Below are 19,365 nucleotides of genomic sequence, written 5' to 3' on the forward strand. Positions count from 1 at the left end.
AAATACTTAACATAAAATAGAATAGGTTAATTCAGAATTGCGTCTATTACTTACAAGTTGTTATTATGGCATATTTTTGCCTCAAAGAAAAGGGTGTCATATTTGTGCGGAGGTATGGTTGCGCAGCGTAAAGTGCAGTAGAAATAATCGTATAAAAACAGAAAAGCCTTACCGGACATGGTAAGGCTTTTTCTGAAATTTTGCTCCCTCTGCTGGGCTCGAACCAGCGACCCTCTGATTAACAGTCAGATGCTCTAACCAGCTGAGCTAAGAAGGAGTACTTGCTGGATTACCAAAAAAACAAGGATTTTAAAGCCCTTTTGCTTTCGGTGGTGCAATGTTACGACTTTTGTACTTAACCGTCAAATTTAATCTCAAAAATAACTAAAACTATGCCTGCAGCTTTCTCAGGTCCGACGGATTTTGCTGTGTGGCATTTTTGAAAAAGCGGCTGAAATGTGCTGCATCACTGAATCCAAGTTCAAAGGCAATCTCCTTCGCAGACAGACTAGTGTAATAAAACAACCTTTTTGCTTCCATGATAATCCTGTCCTGTATCATGGATGAGGGCGGACTGTAACCATACTGCGTAAAAATGCGCGTCAGCGATTTGGGTGATCTGTTCAGCTGGCTGGCATAATACTGCACCTGATGCTCCCTGTTATAGTTCTGATCTACCAGAAGATTAAACTGCCTGATCAGGTCAAACTTATCTTCTTCATATACTTTGCCACTGAGATATTGTTCCTTGGCCAGCCTCGTCGTGATGATCACCAGACGTTTGAGCAACATCTGCAGCATATCCGTCTGGATCGTATCTACCGTCTCAAACTCTTCGATGAACATCTGCTGCAGCACCCGGAGCTTCTCGCGGTGCTCTTCATCCAGCTTCAGAAAGAGGTTGCCACTGTAGCCATGAAAAAGCATACCGAGGCAGCTGATCTCAAAATAACTGTCCGTTAAACAGTAAAAGTTGCGGCTATATTGCCAGGAAGTAATCAGTTCCGGTTTCTCAAAGCTGAAAATCTGGCCTGATAGCAGCGGAATAAGTCCGTACGGTTCAAATGTGTAAGAGACACCGTTGATAGTCATCTGCTGTGCTTCTGCACCATTCAGGTTAATGGTAAGCATAAACTCATCGTCTTTCCTCCCGCTAAAGAAGTGGGCCGGAGAAGCCTCCTGATAATTAAATATGAGCTTACCTTGAGTTTTCGGGGAAATATGTACCAGGTGCATGAGAACCTAAATTTACTTCTGATGAAATTATTTGCAAAGCTACATCTTTCTCATTTACATGACTATTCCATAAGTCATATGATTATCACATTGGTCGTTGGGGAAAATTCGGCAAGCATTTGAGAAAATTATCCATTTTTCCGGAGCTTAAAATTAGGGAAATTTGACCTATCAATAATCAACAAATTATATTTAAAATGAAAACGATAAAATTTTTAACAGTAGCCGTATTAGTCGTATTAGGTAGTTTCAATCTGTATGCCCAGCAAACGGAAAAACCAACGATTGTTTTTGTGCATGGTGTTTGGGCTGATGGCTCATCATGGTCTAACCAGATCAGTGCCCTGCAGGCTAAAGGTTATCCTGTAATCTCAGTACAAAACCCAATCACGTCATTGCAGGATGATGTCACCGCAACCAAACATGCTATTGCTCATGCCAAAGGAGACGTGATCCTTGTAGGACACTCATGGGGAGGCTTTGTGATCACCCAGGCGGGAAACGACCCTAAAGTAAAAGGATTGGTTTATGTGGCAGCATTTGCACCTGAACTTGGAGAGTCTATTCCTGCTTTAGCCACCAAAGCGCCTGAAGTTGCATTGAGTAAATACTTTGAGCCTTCAAACGGATTCTTATATCTGTCACGCGAAGGTGTCAGAACTGTCTTTGCCCAGGACCTGTCAGAAAAACAACAAAACATGATCTTTGCTACCCAGGAGCCTGCTGCACAAGGTGTATTTGCTGAGGTAAGTGGTGAGCCAGCATGGAAAACCAAAGCCAGCTGGTACATCGTTGCCAAAAGCGATAAAGCGATACACCCTGACCTGGAACGCTTAATGGCAAAAAGAAGTAACGCTAAAACAACAGAGATTGAAGCCAGTCACGTGGTGATGTTATCACACCCTAAAGAAGTGACCAGCATCATTGAAGAAGCAGCAACTGCAGCGAAATAACTAATCCTGATATAAAAAAAGCGGCATCCATATGGACTGCCGCTTTTTTTTATGTTAGGAATGCTTTTGCTTTATATCATGGTCTAATACCAGATATTCCTTTTTCCAGCGTACAATCTCATTGTTGTACAATGCCTGATTGGCCAGGTGAACGCATATAGCAGTCTTGGCACCGGTGTAAATATTTGAATCAGGTAAGGTTCCTGTGCTTACCTTATCATAGAAATCATTTAATGCATACCATGTTCCATCCTTGGTAGCATCAGGCAGGATAGGAGTTCCGCCGTCTTTATCCCAGGTGATTTTGGTAGCACCTGTTACGCCATCCACCACACCTTTCTCTTTCTGCTGTACCTTTTCGGGATAGAACATCCCTTTATCGGTTAATAAAGACACCGTACCCTTGGTGCCTTTAATCTTGAAAAGGTAACCGTCACGGCTGTTGCCGCAGGTAGCTCCAAAATTGCCCACCATGTTCTGATCCGGGTAGCGCAGCATCACCTGCACATTGTCGAATGTCTCGCGACCGTCCTTAAACACATCGATACCTCCTGTGGCCAGAAATTCTGCAGGGTGAGTGTCAAAAGCCCAGTTGATAAAATCTATCTGGTGTGATAACAACTCAGCGACCAGGCCGCCAGAGTATTCTTTGTACATCCTCCAGTTGATCTGTCTTTCCAGCGAAGGTTCCGGCACCGGCCGTCTCCAGTTGGCATTGCGGTCCCAGCGGCAGTCTACCTGACTCACTTTGCCAAGGTATCCCTTGCTGATCATTTCTTTAACCCTGTAATAGAGCGGAGAATAGCGGTATTGATGACCAATCTGCACGATCTGTTTAGGCCTGCTTTCTGCAAGTTTTACCAGATCCATCGCCTGGTCAATATTATACGTCATGGTTTTCTCCAGGTACAGGTGTTTACCAGCTTTGAGCACATCTACCGCTACAGGGTAATGCAGGTGAAGTGGTACAGCAACAATAACTGCATCTATTTCTTTATTTTCCAGTAGGGCACGGTGGTCTTTGTACTGGCTGTACTGATGATTTTTGGCATACTTTTGTGCCTGCGTCAGGCGCATATCCAGTACATCGCAGATGGCAACGATGTTATACTTCTCGGGGAACTCATCGATAACCCTCATGATTCCCTTTCCTCTGTCGCCGCAGCCTATGATCCCTATATTGATCACACGGCCGGGGCTTTTCGCAAAGAGATCAGTCTTATTTAACCATAATGCACCGGCCAGCAGCCCTGTATTTTTAACAAAAGTTCTTCTTTCCATGATCAATCTATATCGTAGCCTTTAAATCCTGTAGTCACCGTATCCGCTACTGTGCCGTTCTCTTTTTTATAAATAATATATGCTCCAATATCTGTTCTTTTTTCCAGAAAGCGGAGTGTCTTTTTTAATCCCATTACCATAAATCCGTTGTCGTAGCCATCTGCGGTAATTCCATCTTCTGCCCAGACAGTCACGCTGATCATCTCATTGATGGCAGGATAACCTGTTTTAGGATTGATGATGTGTGATATCTTTTTTCCGTTAGCTTCCAGATACTTGCGGTAATTTCCTGATGTAGTTACAGCTCCGCGGCCTGGCGCAATGACTTTTCTTAAGGGCGAGGGCGCCATATCAGTTCCGTCGATTGCTTCGATACCTATCTTAAAGGGCTCTTTGCCTGGTTTATTGCCTTTGATACGAAGTTCGCCGCCAATCTCTACCACATAATCATTGATGCCAGACTGATCAAGCAGGGCCGCCAGCAAATCAGCAGAATAACCCTGGGCGATGCCATTCAGGTCTATTTGTACGTCTTTACTTTTTTTGTGCAGAAAATTGCCCTTGAGCCAGATCTGTTCAGGGCCAACATTTGTTAAGATCTGTTTTATCTTTTCATCTCCGGGAGGGGCTGCAGCTTTCTTAACGCCAAATCCCCAGGCATCTACAAGGCTTTTAACAGTTACATCAACTACTCCATCCGTCGCTTTGTTAATTTCCAGGGCTTTACGGATCAGCACACGGAATGGTTCATCAATACTGATCCCTTTGTCTGACTCATTGAACTGACGGATCAGTGAACCGGGGAGATATAAGGAGACTGACCTGTCCAGGCTTTTCAGCAAGCTATCGGTTTGTTTGTTTGTAATGGTTTTTGCCAGGCCGTAATATACAATGTGATAGGTGGTGCCCTGCGCAAAGCCATCAATCTCAAATCTCTGCGGAGGTGTTTGCCGGGGCATTATCCATGCGGTACATATGCTAAGCTTGAGCATAGATGTGGCCAGCACCATCATTTTTGTTGAATAGTTGCTGCCTCTCATTGATATCCGCAATTTTTGTTCATTCTAGTAAATATATGATTTATCACAGTTACTATAAAAGAATAGACAAGGCATATTCTATTCATTTTTTTGTCGATTCGTCTCAAGAGATTTGACCGGGCTTGAAAAAGAGGTAAGACATTAAAACAATGGTCAGCTTTATTTGTCAAATCCTACATGCAGCAGCCAGATATATCAGCAAGTATTGTATCCGTCGCCACAGACCGCGGTCCTGATAAGAGTACCTGCCCGTCTGAAATAGCAAGAATGTTATTTCCAGAGGACTGGCGGGCACATATGAAAGATGTAGTAAATGTGGCAATTGATCTGCAGCATCAGGGTAAAGTAGTTATCACACAAAAAGGTGTACCTGTTGACCTGAATCAGATTAAAGGACCTATTCGCATTAAGATCTTGTGAATCAATAATCACTTCTCTTTTTCCATAGAAATCTATCCTTGTTTTCAATGTTCCATTGTTCAAGGTTCTTCAGCATGGTGCTGATTTTTTCTTTACTTACCCAATTCCCATCTGCAAACACTCCGGAGATTTTTCTCGTATTTTTGATATTTTCCAAAGGGTTGGCTTCAAGTAAAACGAGATCTGCAAATTTTCCGGTTTCAACAGTTCCGATTTTATCGGCGATACCAAGCCATGTGGCAGGTAATCTCGTGGCTGAGGCCAGTGCTTCCTCATTGCTGAGACCCGCTTTAACCAAAAGCTCCAGCTCATCATGAAGAGAATATCCCCATACAACTCCGGAAACACCGGCATCGGTTCCGGCAACTATTGGGACTCCTGCTTTTTTAAAGGCTTGTACCAGGCGAAGGTTAAAGCTTGTCATGTGATTCAGACGGGCGATACGTTTTGGCTCAGTTTCCCGGTTGTAGTTATTCGCTGTAAGCCATTTATCCTGCATCAGTGGGTGAACGTATTTAGGGTAGGGAAGGTTGCGGATGCCATCCAGCGAGTGCGTCTGACTGGCAATGCTTTCCATTGTAGTCAATGTTGGGGTCAACCAGGTGCCGTTTGTTTTAGCAAGCTGCGCAAAACGTTCTGCATCTGTATCACTAAAATCTTTACTTTCTTTAGCATATTCTTCAGCATGGGCTACCATATCAAAATGAGGCACAAATGCTTCTTCTATTTTGCCTCTGAAAGCGTTTGGAATGTGTCCAACAACCTTCATCCCTTGTTGAGCCGCTTCTTCAATAATCGCTTTGTAAGTATCAATATTTAAGCCTGAGTACACTTTGATAAATTCATATCCCTGAGCTTTTGCTATACGCACTGTTTGTCGCCCTTCAGAAGGCGTGTTCGCAATATTACCTGACCCGGAACCTCCGTCAATCAAAAAAGCCAGCGCAATCCTGGGACCGATTACCTTGCCTTTTACAATCTCATTCCTTTGTCCGAAATGCTCTACGCGGGCGCTTAACTCAAATACTGTGGTCACACCATTGGAGATGTAGAGTAGCATAAAGTTTTGAGTGTCGGCAAGCAGTGTTGCGCCTTTGGTAGGGTAAGCCTTGCTGAAATTAATATCAGCGAGATTATGTACATGCATATCGCTAAGACCTGGAAGGAGCCATTTACCGCTGCCGTTAATGATTTTGGCTTTGTCGGGGATACTTTCGTTAACAGACAGAATTTTTTTATCTCTGATGACTACAGTACTATTTTTGAGCACCTGATTTTTTACAGTCATGGTGATGATGTTCACATTTTTGATTGCATATATCACCGGTTGCTGTGTTTCATGCGTAGCTGATTGGTTTAACGAGCTGCAGCCACAGGTAATCAGGATCACAGAGCAGAGTACAAAAATGGTGTGTAGTAACTTGTATTTCATCGAGTTTGGGCTGATCAATGAAGATAATGTTTTATTTTATGAATACTGCCGGATTTGGCGATTGGATAAGCTAGTGTAAAGTGAGACAGCGGGTAATTTAATTTCTCTATTGTTTAATTAAATCTTTGTGATTACATTTGTTTTGTAAAACTAAAGCATATGTAATTATTTATTAAACAACATAAATTTATTATTACATCTCAAAAATATTGAGGTGTTCTATTTAAGAACCTCGCTGACACAAATGTGAAAATTTAAGAACACGAGGAGTAAGTAGAGCTCCGGGCTTACCTATATTTGCAAATATAGGTCCGGCGCAGCTTATTGTAGTGTTCTGAATAGTTTACTATTCCCCGCTTTCACCGGGTAGTGTCAGCTACAAGACCTGTTGCCGGACCTATATCTTCAGTTCTTGTACATGGTTCTATTGAATATTTAAATCAATAGCATCCAATGAAGAAGAACTTAGAAATAACCGCCATATCCATTCCTTTCCTTAGCATCCCTGTTCAGCAATTCTATTTCCTGAAACCTCCTGATTGATTATTGCCCTGATTTCTATCAGGTGACGAACTTATTGTATTCCCAATTATCCAATTTCTGATAAGACCTAACGATGAAAATACTCGTTATGGCCGCGCTTTGACCAAATCTAAAATCATGAATACCGAACTGCAATTAAATCATCAACACCCTCAGGAACATTTCTCTGCATTTATCAAAGTACTCGCTGAAAAGTTTAAGCCGCTATACATCTACTGTTTTGGAAAGATCTTTGAATCGAGCAGCAAGCAAGGCTGCTTCATTGATAGTGCTGCGCAGCAACATTGCAGGTATTACCTGTTGATGATCTTAGAAAACGAAACCAGAATTGAACATCATGTGCAGGATTACGTCAACGAGCATTTCCGTCAGGGTATGATTACTATCCTGGTACATGGGAAAGATGCGGTCAGGGAAGAGATTAATGCGAACAACAGATTTTTTATCACAGTCTCCAATTTTGGTGAGTTGTTATACTGCTCTGACCGGATGCTGAAGTCTTTCCAGGTGCCCGGCTATGTTCCTACACGTGCTGCAGCAAAAGCGAGCAAACATTTCAGCCATCATCTCACCTTAGCTTCAGGTTTTCAGGAAAGCGCAAAAGAGTGCCTCAGAACGAGTAAGTATCATCTATGCATATTCATGCTTCATCAGGTTGTTGAACAGTGCTGCATCGCTTTAATTGGTGTTCATATTTCTTATAAGTCAGATATCCATAATTTAAGACGGTTGCTTCATTTATGTGATATCTTTTCTCCTGAACTTTCCCGGGTTTTTCTGAATGAAGCTGAGGAGGGCAGGAGGTTGTTTGAACTGATGCTGAGGAGTTATTCTGGGGCGCGTTACAGGGATGATTTTATTGTAGCGCAATCCGATGCGGAAAAGTTATACAGCCAGGTTTCTGCTTTCCTGGAAATGACTGAGGTTTTATGTGTGGATAAGATTGCTGGTTTGGAGGTAGAGGCGGAAGATTATAAAAAGCTAAGATTAGGGAATGAAGTAAATTAAATTAAATTTCTTATATTAGTAATGAAATCGTAATTCATGGCGTTCTGCCATAATTCCCCCTCATTTAATCTTATTTTGATTAGTTACGGACTAGTACCGGCTCGTACCCCGCTCGTAGATTGTTCGATATTACAGGGTTATTACGGTATACTAAAAAGAGACCATAAATATACTTCAAAGGGCATCCAAGCGGGTTTGGTACGGGTTTCCTACGGCTATTTGCCGTACCAAACCCGTACCAAACCCGTAGGAAACCCGCCAAAAACCCGTTTTAAATATACTCTTGGCCTATTTTTAGTACCAGATTAAGACCATGTAATAACCTGCAAAACACGAGTGAGGTACGAGCAAAGACCGAATACGGGCACAGCAGACTTCAAACAAGGGGTGGGAAAACCGGAAGAGTTGGAAACTCAGTTACCTATTATTAGAGAGGGTGTGATAATCACACATGCTATTGTGTGAATATACAAAATTCTTAAAATTTTGCATAATTAAATTTCATGTGTTTTTAATACAAGATAAACGAAATGGAATCGGTTATCTTAATCATATTTTACAATGGATATTCATAGAGCGCTAAGAGAAATATCAAATCAACCGCTGACCCACCAACTTTTGGCAAGTATTCTGAAGGACTACAAACGGCCAAATGATAAAATATTATCTTTAAAAGTGGACGGCCTGATCGAACCGATCAAGAAAGGACTTTATATAGCTGGTCGATCCCTTGGCTCTGAACGACCTGAAAGGGCAGTGCTTGCCAATCATATATTCGGACCAAGCTATCTTTCAATGGACAGTCTGCTCGCTCATCACGGCTTGATTCCAGAGAAGGTATTTGCGGTCACTTCTATGACTACAAAAGTATCCAGGAAATTTCAGACCAATATTGGATTATATACCTATACTAAACTGCCATTGCCTTATTACGCATTTGGACTTGCTACTGTGAGCCTGTCTAAATATCAGCAAGCAATAATGGCAACGCCTGAAAAAGCATTATGTGATAAAATAGCTACAACAGCAGGCATAACCTTAAGAAGTCAGTCGTCAGCAAGGGACTATATATTTGGGAACCTCAGAATGGAGGAAGAAGATATCGCTAAGTTTGATCTAAATGCGATGATAAGTTGGCTGGAAAATGCACCCAAAAGGAAAAGCCTGGAAATGTTAATCAGTATGATTGAAAAGATATGATAAAGGAATGGCTTGAAGGTTATCATTCCTGAAATAGGTAAGAAGCTGAAAATTAAACCGCTACATATTGCGCGATAGCCATTACAGGCTCAGCAGAAGTGATTTCTACTTTATGATTTTCGTTGAGTGGAATTTGAGTAAATCCCCCGGGGTTTAAATAAAACACTTCCTCTCCAACAGTGCATTTACACTGCCCGCGTAAAATCAGGAAGCTCTCATGCACATCGTCGTGGGTTTCGGTATCGATATCCGTTAAAGTTACAACAAGCACCTGGGTAATCCCATCTTCAGCCCTCAGGACTTCTTTATACTCTTCTGCTTCAAAGGCTGTCGGAAATTCTTTTGAAATCAGACTCAACCAGTTGCGGTAATCAGAATGGGTACTGATCAGTGACAGGTGGTTCATATCCATATTTTGTTCCAGTGCAGCAACAGCAATGGAAGTCTCAATTTTTGCCTTTAATGATTTTGAGGGTTCAATGGCATGAGCATCTGCATACAAATGAAGTGTAGATTCAATCTCCTGCACTTCTTGCTTCAGGACAGGAAACTTGACAAGCATATCCAGAACTTCTGCCCGTTCTGCTTCATTGAGCAGATCTAAAACAAATAATTCCAATATGCCACTTTCGATGTAAATCGCTAAATCCATAGTTTTCCTCCTTGTGTTTAAATCATCTTACCACTTATTTGTGTAATATTTTGTAATAGAAAGAAAAAAAAGCAGATTCAATTATTTCTCAAAGATAATACTTTTACGTTTATTATTTATAATAAAATAGTTGAACAAAATGTTTTATTTTTTTAAAATTAAAGATCGCCCCGGCTGCTCCGCTGAAATATATTGAGCTCCCCCGTACCGCTTATAAACAATAAATAATTAGTTTTACACCCTCAGCAGAACTAACCAGCGCATTACGTGAACACAATCTACGGCATTTCTTTAGGCCCCGGAGATCCGGACCTGATCACAGTAAAAGGACTTCAGATCTTAAGACAATCGGATATCATTTTTTATCCGGGATCTCTGTTTAAAGATGGCAGAAAGGAAAGTTACGTACGTCCGATGCTAGACCATTACGGATTGCAGCCGGATAAGCTGGAGGGTTTCTTCCTCCGCATGGGTAGCGACAGAACCGCTGCGGAACTGACTTATCAGCAAACTGCTCAAAAGATACTTCAACTGAGCGGAGCAGGTAAGATAGTGAGTATCGTTTGCGAGGGAGACCTTAGTTTTTATGCATCCTTCTCCTATCTGCTGGAAAAACTGGAAACGGTAAACGCCAGCATAGAGCTCATCCCCGGAGTGAATTCGTTCTCCCTGGGTGCTTCTCTTCACCAGGTGCCGCTATGTTTGCAACATGAAAAGCTGGCAGTACTGCCTCTGGCATCCGATATCACTGAGATAGAACAAACTTTGGAAAATACAGATACCCTCATTCTCATGAAAATCAGGATGGGCTGGAAAGAATTGTATCCGGCATTGCTGACAAAAACATGGAAATACTACTACTGTGAGCGTTTGGGCACAGCTGAACAATATATTACCGCCGATATTGCGGACTTAGCGTACAGAGAGATACCTTACTTCTCTCTATTAATTATTAAAAAATGATCAAAGTTGTTGGTATCGGGCCCGGAGGTCATGATTATTTGTTGCCTGTAGCACAAAAAGCAATTCAGGAGGCCGATGTGATTATCGGTTACCATTACTATTTCCAGTTCATCGCAGACCTGGTGCAGGAGGGAACTCAGTGCATCGGTAAGGAGCTCAGCGAAGAAGAGAAAAGGGCAGAGATTGCCATAGAAAAAGCCATTGAAGGGTATAATGTGGTGGTTATTGGTTCTGGGGATGCCGGCATTTACTCCATGGCGAGCATTGTTTACCAAAAGGCAGCAGCCTCAGGAGAGGACATTGAGCTGGAAACTATTCCCGGGATCTCTGCTTTTGTAGCCGCGGGGAGCAAGTTAGGCGCAGTGCTGGGCCACGATTTCTGCTGTATCTCCCTGTCAGACCTGATGACACCCTGGAAAACTATCCAGAAACGCATAGAGGCAGCAGCCTGGGGAGACTTCGTGACTTCTATTTACAACCCGAAAAGTGCCAAGAGGTACTGGCAGCTGAATAAACTAAAATCCATTTTCCTTTTACACCGCGATGCCGGAACACCTGTAGCCATCTGCTATCAGCTGGGCAGACCCGAAGAAAAGATTACGCTGACTACACTGGGCGACCTGAATGTGGAAGAGGTGGATATGTTCAGCCTGGTGGTCATCGGCAACAGCCAGACCTTTGCCTATAAAAAACACCTGATTACGCCAAGAGGTTACTTAAACAGAAAGCCTGAAACGGGTCTGGAAATCCAGCAGGCAAGTTTCCGCGAAATTGTTGAACAGCTGGATACAGATCAATATCCTAAAGATTTTCTTTGGGCAGCTATCCGTTGTATTCATACTTCTGGTGACCATGATTATATCAATTACCTGAGCATGTCTGACCAAGCCATCTCAAAAATGCACCAGTACCTGATCAGCGGGGGGACCATTGTAACCGACGTAACTATGGTACAGGCCGGAATTACGAAAGCTTTTTTAGAAAAATACGGAAATCAGGTGATCTGTTTGCTCAATACCGAAGAAACGCTGTCACTGGCAGCAGAGGAAGGACTTACACGTTCGCAGGCAGGGATTAAACTGGCGGCAAAACTGTACCCCGAAGCACTGTTTGTGATTGGCAATGCACCTACGGCATTGATCGAAATCGCTGATCAGGTAAGAATGGGAACCATCAAGCCGGCGGGTATTATAGGAGCTCCGGTTGGGTTTGTAAATGTAGTGGAGTCAAAAGAACGCCTCAAAATGCTTTCGGTACCTCATGTTATTATTGAAGAAAAACGCGGAGGCAGTAATTTTGCGGCGACGCTGGTGAATGCAGCATTTACGCTGGATACAGCTGTCGAGTATATCAACTAAACAAACAGTATGGTTTTTCAGGTCATAGGAATTGGAAACAGAAAAGCGCAGTTTGCTACAGAAACAGCCGATTTAATTGCCAGGCATACTGTGTTTAGTGGTGGGCACCGTCATTATGAACTGGTAGGGCATCTGTTGCCTGAAGGACATATCTGGCTGCCTGTGCAGGCTCCTATGGAAGTTCTTTATGAAAGTTATCTTCAGGCAAATACCGCGATCGTTGTCTTTGCAAGTGGCGACCCGCTGTTTTATGGCATCGGCAATACGCTGCGGGCAAAATTTCCTGATGCTGAAATTCATACCTATCCTTATTTCAGTTCTATACAGCTGTTGTTGCATAAAGCTCAGCTGAGCGCTAACCAGCTGCAAACAGTAAGTGTTCACGGGAGGCCATGGACAGCGCTTGACGAAATAATTATACAACAGAAGGCCCTGATCGGGGTATTAACCGACGCAGAGAAATCTCCTTCAGCCATAGCCAAACGATTACTGGAATACGGCTATACAAACTATACGATGTGGATAGGTGAAGATCTGGAAGCTGAAAATGAAAGCGTACAACAGTTAACATTGCAAGAGACCGCTGAAAGTGCCTTCCATCATCTGAACTGTGTCATCCTGCAAAAAGAAAAACATCGGAAGATCGCTTTTGGCATAGATGATCAGCTTTTCGAAGGACTGGAAGGACGCCCGAATATGATTACCAAGATGCCTGTGAGGTTGTGCTCATTGCATAGCCTGGATCTGGAATCAAAATCTGTATTATGGGATATCGGTTTTTGTACCGGCTCATTGAGCATTGAGGCTAAACTCCGTTTTCCGCAGCTGCAGGTCCATGCTTTTGAACAAAGGCCGGAATGTCTGGAGATCCTGCATAAAAATCAGCGTCGCTTTGGCAGTCCGGGTATTCAAGCCTGGATGGGCGATATTTTTGACACGGCACTTAGCGATATACCCAAACCACAGGCGGTATTTATTGGCGGACATGGAGGACGTTTAACCGAATTGCTGCAACGGATCGACCAATATCTGCCTGTAGGCGGTACAATGGTGATCAATGCGGTCCAGCAGGACTCCATCACTGACTTTACCGCCTTTGCCAGTCGGCCACACTGGAAACTGGATGAACCTTTGCAGTTAAAGGTAAATGCGCATAATGAAATCACCATTTTAAAAGCGACAAAACAAAAATGTTAAAAGAGGAAAAAATAGGCCTGATTGCTTTCACTGATAGCGGACTCTCCATCGCGAGAACCCTTCAGAAAGAATTTCAGCGCAGTAAATTATATACAACCAGAGAAACAGATTTTTCAAAAGATGTGCTGAAGCTGGAAAACCTGGATACCCTGTTAAAAGATAATTTCCAGCGTTTTGATGTCTGGATCTTCGTTGGTGCCCTGGGTATCTGTGTAAGGGCTATTGCTCCTTACATCCTGGATAAACATACCGATCCGGCGGTGATCAATATTGATGAACAGGGAACCTTTGTGCAATCTGTACTCAGCGGACATAGCGGCGGAGCGAACGAGCTAAGTATGAAACTAAGCCGGGTGCTGCAGGCACAGCCAGTGATTACTACGGCGAGCGACCTGCAGGAGATCTGGGCACTGGACCTGCTGGCAGAGAGGTTTGGCTGGAATACCGGTGCCACAGCAATCAACAAGCCGGTTTCTCTATTTGTAAATAACCGCCCAACGGCGCTGGTGCTGAAGGTGAAAGATGCTGGAACGGCTTTTCTTGAAAAGACAAAACCTGCATTTGCAGATATCTACTATGACCTTTCTGCAGTTGATCAATCGCAATACGAGCTGCTGATCTATGTGGGGTATGAACTCTTTGAAGAAAAGATCACAACACTATCTTTTTATCCGCGCTGTTTAACGCTAGGAACGGGTTGTTCTAAAGATATAGAACCGGTATTATTTGAAGAGATGCTGCTGCAGCAGTTATCAAATGAACATATCGCTTATCAAAGCATATCAGTAATTGCATCAGTTGATATCAAAGCTCAGGAACAGGCTTATCTGGAGATCGCAGAAAAATACAACTGGGATTTTACCACTTTCCCGGCCACAGACCTTGGGGATGTGCATCTGGCAAATCCATCCGAGGTTGTCCTCGAAAAGATAGGTATCCATGGGGTTTCAGAAAGCTCTTCGGCTCTGGCAGCAGGTACAGACACCTGGCTGATCGAGAAAACCAAAGCCGAAGTGTCTTCAGGCAAGATGTTTACACACGCGATTTGTCTGATCAGTACTTATGAAAGAAAAGGACAGATTGCTATCGTTGGCGCAGGCCCGGGGGCAGCGGAATATATCACCGTAAGGGGAAAAGAATTGCTGGAAACTGCAGATTGTATCCTCTATGCCGGAAGTTTGGTGCCCGAAGAACTGACCAGTATTGCCAAAGCAGGTGCATTGGTGAGAAACTCTGCGGCGATGACGCTGGAAGAGCAGGTGGAGCTGATGGACCAAATGTATCAGCAGGGCAAGCTCATCGTTAGGCTGCATTCCGGCGATCCTTCTATTTACGGGGCTATCCAGGAACAAATGACGATCTTTGATGAAAGGAACTACGATTACTTTATCGTACCGGGAATTTCCTCTTTCCAGGCCGCTGCGGCATACCTCAAGTCCGAATTTACCATTCCTGAAGTGGCACAAACGATCATCCTCACCAGAGGTGAAGGAAATACGCCTATGCCGGAGCATGAGAAACTGGAAGAGATGGCAAAGTTAAGGGCAACGATGTGTATCTTCCTGAGTGCGGGAATTATCAAAAAGGTAGAGGGGCAGCTGCTGCAGCATTATCCGCCAGAAACTCCGGTTGCGGTATTATTCCGCGTCAGCTGGAAGGATGAGAAGGTGTGGACAGGTACACTGGATGGACTGAGCAAAATTATAAAAGACAATAAGTTAACACGTACCGTGCTGGTGATTGTGGGTGAGGCGATAGGAGCGAGGAAAAATCGTTCCTGGTTGTATGGCGATAACTGGCACCATATCTTCAGAAAAAAATGATCCTTTTACTGGGTGGAACAACAGAAGCGAAACAGGTTGCCGGTTATCTCGATGAGGCCGGGGCAGGTTATATCTATTCTACCCGTACAGAAGTATCATTTGAAGGGAAGGGGCAGTACAGATTTGGCAGTCTGGATGCCGCAGCGCTGAAAGAGTTCTGCAGGTTAAATGGTATCCACATGATTATCGATGCCTGCCATCCCTTTGCGGCGATACTGCACGCCACTGTAGCGACTCTGGCAGAGCAGATTCCGGTGATCAGGTTTGAAAGGGAATTCCCTGAAAGGCTCAACCATCCGCTGGTACAGTATGCAGCAGATTTTGAAGATGCTTTGCAGAAAATACGTGAACAGGATTACCGCTCCATGCTGGCACTCACCGGAGTGCAGTCTATACCGGCACTCAGCAGCTTCTGGCAGCGCTACCCCTGCTGGTTCAGGATTCTGGACCGCAAATATTCCAGGGATTTTGCGGCAGGCTACAATTTTCCCGCAGATCATTTGCTGTTTGGACTGCCTCAGGACAAGCAGGAGGAGATTGAACTTTTCCGCAAGTTAAGGCCGGAGGTCGTCATAACCAAAGAAAGTGGGCTGAATGGAAAGCTGGATGCTAAAATTGAAGCGGCTATCCATTGCAATATTCCTGTATTTATCATTAAAAAGCCCGAACTTTCTGCCTTGTTTCAAACGATACATCATTTACAGGATCTACACAGCAGGATACAATGACCGAACTTCAGCCCATACCGGATGGCCCACTGAGAACAGGCTTCACTACAGGAGCCTGTGCTACAGCCTGCACCAAAGCGGCACTGCAGGCGCTGATCAGTGGAGAACGGGTAACTGAGGTGCTAGTCACCTTACCCATCGGGCAGGAACATCTTTTCCGGATCTTATCCTGTAATCTTGGTCAGGATACATGCAGCTGCACAACCCAGAAGGATGCGGGTGATGATCCGGATGTTACGCATGGGGCGATTATTGGCGCAACAGTTAGTTTAACCGATACAGGAATGATCAGATTTCTGCAGGGGAAGGGCGTAGGTAGGGTGACACTTCCGGGACTGGAAATTAAACCTGGAGAACCGGCCATCAATCCTGTGCCACGCCAGATGATGGAAAACGCCTGTAAAAAACTATTGTCGGAGAACCAGCTGGCGCATCAGGGAGTGGATATCACAATCTTTGTGGAGAACGGAGAGCTGATTGCAAAAAGAACACTCAACGAGCGACTGGGTATTATGGGTGGGCTGTCCATCCTGGGGACGACAGGCATCGTCACCCCATTTTCTGCTTCTTCCTATATCGCCAGCATCACCCAGGGCATAGACGTAGCTGTAGCCAATGGCAGCAGCGAACTGGTGATCAACTCCGGCGCCAGGAGCGAGAAAAGCCTGAAGTCACTTTTCCCTGATCTGCCAGAATTTGCCTTTGTACATTATGGTAACTGGATAGGGGAGACGCTGGAAAAGATCGCCCTAAGCCCGGCCATCAAAAAAGTTAACCTGGGCATTATGCTGGGCAAATCTGTGAAACTGGCTGAAGGGATGCTGGATACGCACAGCGGCAAAAACACCTGGAATAAGGAATTTGTAGCGCAGATGGCGAAAGATGCCGGCTATCCGGAGGAGTTGTTAGATCAGATTTTATCATTTAATATGGCGGGCCGTTTAACTGAATTGTTTAGCTTTGCCAGCGCTGAACCCTTCTACCAGGCATTATTAAAAGCCTGTTATGAGAACTGTTCTGCATTAATCCCCTCTGCAGAGTTGGTCATATTCCTGATCAGCAGGGAAGGAGAATATATACAGTATCCAAATGAATTTTCTTAATATAAGTCGCCCGCTGATTGCCGGCATATTACATTCTTTTGAACCCGACCATGTGACAGCTGTTTCCGTACTGGCTTCAGAACAGGCTGTCAATAAAAAAAGGATGTCCTGGGCTGTGATTTTCAGGGCTTCGCAATGGGCATTGGGGCATTCTGTGACGCTGATTATTTTTGGCGTAATTGCGCTGATTTTTAAGGCCTCGCTTCACAGCTACGTCACTAACATCTCTGAATGGGCTGAAATTGCCATCGGGCCGATCATGATTATCCTGGGCCTCAACGCCATCCGCAGTAATTACAAGATCAATGAAATGATCAGAGACAATAAGAAAATTGAAGCTCATGAACACCTGCCATCCAACCCTATTCACCTGCATGGAAAAAAGGGTGAGGAGATTGCCATGAACCCTTTAACACGATCGTTCTGGGTGGGCATGCTGCACGGATTAGCCGGCACAGGGGGTGCTTTAACGACAGCACTGGTGATCAGTGCCCCAACTGTCGGCGCTTCAATCCTGGTACTGGTGATAGAATCTGTAGGGATTATTCTGGCGATGAGCGTGTACAGTTATGTGCTGATCCATACCATGAGCCGTTTCCTGGAAAAAAACATGGCGATATTCAAATGGATGAATGGTATCGCCGGGCTTGCATCGATCACGATCGGCTGTATCTGGATCTACACGCTGGTTATATCCCCAGCAATTTCTTAAACTGGCTGCCAAGGGTATTCTTTTTCTCGCCAACCTTCTCGTCTTCTTCAAATAAAACACCTTTTACATTGAGATGGTGGCCTATTTGTTCTTTACCTACCTCTTCTTCAAAACCAATGATCTGTTTACGGTATTTACAAAGCTGACAGTTCATATTTCCTGTACCGTTAACGGCTTCTTCCAAACGGCTGTCGAAAGCCTTTAACATCAGCTCGTCCGTGCCGAAGGCCGCAGTGCAGATAATTTCCTGCTCAGAAAGCCTGTTTTTCTCTTCAATCGTAGCATGTATCCTGTCCAGCAAGACCCCCGAGAAAAAGAAAAATGGGATGGCGATCGTTCTTTTGAAACCCAGTTTTTCTACCAGCGCCAGAGATTGTTCAACCGAAGGGTAGGCGGTGCCGCTGTAAGCTGTAGTGGCAAAGCCGAAGCCCATTCCTTCCCAGAGCATGCTCATGAGCTTGGTCACGTCGCTGTTGGCATCAGGATCCGTAGTGCCCCTACCAACCACCACCAGGCAGGTTTCCCGGCGATCTATTGCAGTCAGCCCTGCTTCTGTTTCTTCAATCCTCTTTTTCGCCAGGTCCAGAACGAAGGAGTTTACCCCAATAGGGCTGCCCATTTTAATCTGAAGATCGGGATAGTACGACTGGATCGTGTTTAGTTCATATGGAATATCGTTTTTGGCATGTGCGCCTGCAAAAAGAATCACTGGCAGCGCATAAATCACGCGTACGCCTTTGTTGTACATGCGCTCTACCGCCGCTTCAAACAGCGGATGATTAAATTCCAGGAAGCCATAATCTACCTCATAGTTACTTTTATAACGCCCTTTGAGGATCTCTACCAGTTTCTTGAATTCTTCTACACCAGCGGTTTTTCTGCTGCCGTGGCCGCAAAGCAAAACTCCTTCTTTCATAGTGATAAATTTACAACCGCCCCAATGATGATGATGGCGGGATAGGTCAACTGTGCCGATGCAGCCATCGCCGGCAGGTCCTGCGCCAGTCCTTTGACAGATTTTTGTGCCGGCAGGGAGGCATGCTGTATGATCGCAGCCGGGATATGGCCTTTTCCTGCTTCTATATAGGTATTTGCAATGGAGGAGAGCTGTTTCATGCCCATGTAGATCACTACCGTGGCATTGCTTTGCATGGCCAGACGGAGGTCGGCCGACAAAGTGCCGTCTTTCCTGGTTCCTGTTACCACCCAGATGCTTTCGCTCACATTCCTGTGCGTCAGAGGGATATCCTCAAAGCCCACAGCCTGCATACTCGATATTCCTGGTACAAAATGCGTTTTTATGCCCTGTTCACGGGCGTAAAGAATTTCTTCAAAGCCTCTCCCAAAGATGAAGGGGTCACCACCTTTGAGGCGAACTACCTTTCCTTTGGTAAAGGCATAGTGCCTGATCAGTTCATGAATGGTCTCCTGTGGGGTATACTCACCGTAAGGCTGTTTGCCCACATATACTTTCTCACAATCTGCTCTGGCAATACTCAGCAGTTCTTTATTGGCCAGGTTATCATATAAAATAACGTTCGCCTCCTGCAATATTTTATAACCTTTAATGGTCATCAGATCTATATCACCCGGGCCGGCTCCAACTACAAATAATTCAGGGGATTCGTTATTTTCTGTCATTCAAATTAAAAATTGCCTAAAATTAAGGTTTATATTGGTCTTAACTCAATTTTTCAGTCTGAATGATCAATCGTA

Annotated in this window: 18 protein-coding genes and 1 tRNA gene; 11 read left to right on the forward strand and 8 right to left on the reverse strand. The window is 44.3% G+C overall.

The window, feature by feature from the left end:
* Positions 1–203: 203 nt before the first annotated feature.
* Positions 204–277: transfer RNA gene (locus tag OQY15_RS19695), tRNA-Asn, on the reverse strand.
* A gap of 113 nt (positions 278–390) precedes the next feature.
* Positions 391–1,236 (reverse strand): helix-turn-helix domain-containing protein, encoded by an 846-nt coding sequence (locus OQY15_RS19700; protein ID WP_265793640.1) that lies wholly within the window; start codon positions 1,234–1,236, stop codon positions 391–393.
* Positions 1,237–1,433: 197 nt separating this feature from the next.
* Here OQY15_RS19700 and OQY15_RS19705 point away from each other — a divergent pair, with 197 nt between their 5' ends.
* On the forward strand, positions 1,434–2,189 hold the full coding sequence (locus OQY15_RS19705) for an alpha/beta hydrolase (RefSeq protein WP_265793641.1): 756 nt from the start codon (positions 1,434–1,436) through the stop codon (positions 2,187–2,189).
* Positions 2,190–2,243: 54 nt separating this feature from the next.
* Here the strand turns inward: OQY15_RS19705 and OQY15_RS19710 are convergent, their stop codons facing one another.
* Together OQY15_RS19710 and OQY15_RS19715 are read right to left on the reverse strand one after the other, a co-directional pair.
* Positions 2,244–3,470, reverse strand: coding sequence for a Gfo/Idh/MocA family oxidoreductase (locus OQY15_RS19710; RefSeq protein WP_265793642.1), 1,227 nt, complete (start codon positions 3,468–3,470; stop codon positions 2,244–2,246).
* A gap of 2 nt (positions 3,471–3,472) precedes the next feature.
* On the reverse strand, positions 3,473–4,510 hold the full coding sequence (locus OQY15_RS19715; RefSeq protein ID WP_265793643.1) for an FAD:protein FMN transferase: 1,038 nt from the start codon (positions 4,508–4,510) through the stop codon (positions 3,473–3,475).
* Positions 4,511–4,687: 177 nt separating this feature from the next.
* Between OQY15_RS19715 and OQY15_RS19720 the strand changes: the two genes are divergently transcribed.
* Positions 4,688–4,930: a DUF3253 domain-containing protein gene (locus OQY15_RS19720; protein WP_265793644.1), complete on the forward strand. Its 243-nt coding sequence runs from the start codon at positions 4,688–4,690 to the stop codon at positions 4,928–4,930.
* 1 nt (position 4,931) lies between these two features.
* Here the strand turns inward: OQY15_RS19720 and OQY15_RS19725 are convergent, their stop codons facing one another.
* The gene (locus OQY15_RS19725) at positions 4,932–6,362 is read right to left on the reverse strand and encodes an amidohydrolase family protein (RefSeq protein WP_265793645.1); all 1,431 of its coding nucleotides are present in this window, start codon (positions 6,360–6,362) and stop codon (positions 4,932–4,934) included.
* Positions 6,363–7,022: 660 nt separating this feature from the next.
* Between OQY15_RS19725 and OQY15_RS19730 the strand changes: the two genes are divergently transcribed.
* Together OQY15_RS19730 and OQY15_RS19735 are read left to right on the forward strand one after the other, a co-directional pair.
* Positions 7,023–7,913 (forward strand): HEPN domain-containing protein, encoded by an 891-nt coding sequence (locus OQY15_RS19730; RefSeq protein WP_265793646.1) that lies wholly within the window; start codon positions 7,023–7,025, stop codon positions 7,911–7,913.
* A 561-nt stretch (positions 7,914–8,474) separates the two neighbouring features.
* Positions 8,475–9,113 (forward strand): hypothetical protein, encoded by a 639-nt coding sequence (locus OQY15_RS19735; RefSeq protein WP_265793647.1) that lies wholly within the window; start codon positions 8,475–8,477, stop codon positions 9,111–9,113.
* A 52-nt stretch (positions 9,114–9,165) separates the two neighbouring features.
* On the opposite strand, the gene OQY15_RS19740 is transcribed toward OQY15_RS19735, so the two are convergent.
* Positions 9,166–9,765, reverse strand: a complete 600-nt coding sequence (locus tag OQY15_RS19740; protein ID WP_265793648.1) for a cupin domain-containing protein — start codon at positions 9,763–9,765, stop codon at positions 9,166–9,168.
* Positions 9,766–10,032: 267 nt separating this feature from the next.
* Here OQY15_RS19740 and cobI point away from each other — a divergent pair, with 267 nt between their 5' ends.
* The 7 genes from cobI to OQY15_RS19775 are packed head-to-tail and all read left to right on the forward strand — an operon-like array spanning position 10,033 to position 17,649.
* Positions 10,033–10,728: a precorrin-2 C(20)-methyltransferase gene (gene cobI / locus OQY15_RS19745; protein WP_265793650.1), complete on the forward strand. Its 696-nt coding sequence runs from the start codon at positions 10,033–10,035 to the stop codon at positions 10,726–10,728.
* Positions 10,725–12,086 (forward strand): precorrin-3B C(17)-methyltransferase, encoded by a 1,362-nt coding sequence (gene cobJ / locus OQY15_RS19750; protein ID WP_265793651.1) that lies wholly within the window; start codon positions 10,725–10,727, stop codon positions 12,084–12,086. Before cobI ends, cobJ begins: the two co-directional genes overlap by 4 nt.
* Positions 12,087–12,095: 9 nt before the next feature.
* Complete coding sequence (gene cbiE / locus OQY15_RS19755; protein ID WP_265793652.1) at positions 12,096–13,283, forward strand: precorrin-6y C5,15-methyltransferase (decarboxylating) subunit CbiE; 1,188 nt, start codon at positions 12,096–12,098, stop codon at positions 13,281–13,283.
* Positions 13,277–15,106, forward strand: a complete 1,830-nt coding sequence (cobM, locus tag OQY15_RS19760) for a precorrin-4 C(11)-methyltransferase (RefSeq protein ID WP_265793653.1) — start codon at positions 13,277–13,279, stop codon at positions 15,104–15,106. Before cbiE ends, cobM begins: the two co-directional genes overlap by 7 nt.
* On the forward strand, positions 15,103–15,834 hold the full coding sequence (locus OQY15_RS19765; RefSeq protein WP_265793654.1) for a precorrin-6A/cobalt-precorrin-6A reductase: 732 nt from the start codon (positions 15,103–15,105) through the stop codon (positions 15,832–15,834). The genes cobM and OQY15_RS19765 overlap by 4 nt, the downstream gene beginning before the upstream one ends.
* A complete protein-coding gene (locus OQY15_RS19770; RefSeq protein WP_265793655.1) occupies positions 15,831–16,937 on the forward strand; it encodes a cobalt-precorrin-5B (C(1))-methyltransferase in 1,107 nt (368 codons plus the stop codon). Before OQY15_RS19765 ends, OQY15_RS19770 begins: the two co-directional genes overlap by 4 nt.
* Complete coding sequence (locus OQY15_RS19775) at positions 16,924–17,649, forward strand: cytochrome c biogenesis protein CcdA (protein WP_265793656.1); 726 nt, start codon at positions 16,924–16,926, stop codon at positions 17,647–17,649. The genes OQY15_RS19770 and OQY15_RS19775 overlap by 14 nt, the downstream gene beginning before the upstream one ends.
* Here the strand turns inward: OQY15_RS19775 and OQY15_RS19780 are convergent.
* Both OQY15_RS19780 and cobA read right to left on the reverse strand, forming a co-directional pair.
* Positions 17,627–18,565: a sirohydrochlorin chelatase gene (locus OQY15_RS19780; protein ID WP_265793657.1), complete on the reverse strand. Its 939-nt coding sequence runs from the start codon at positions 18,563–18,565 to the stop codon at positions 17,627–17,629. The genes OQY15_RS19775 and OQY15_RS19780 overlap by 23 nt on opposite strands.
* Positions 18,562–19,290 (reverse strand): uroporphyrinogen-III C-methyltransferase, encoded by a 729-nt coding sequence (cobA, locus tag OQY15_RS19785; RefSeq protein ID WP_265793658.1) that lies wholly within the window; start codon positions 19,288–19,290, stop codon positions 18,562–18,564. Before cobA ends, OQY15_RS19780 begins: the two co-directional genes overlap by 4 nt.
* Positions 19,291–19,365 lie beyond the last annotated feature (75 nt).

Origin of the sequence: Pedobacter sp. MC2016-15, from assembly GCF_026239695.1 — a bacterium.
In the GTDB taxonomy this organism is placed as follows: Bacteria; Bacteroidota; Bacteroidia; order Sphingobacteriales; family Sphingobacteriaceae; genus Pedobacter.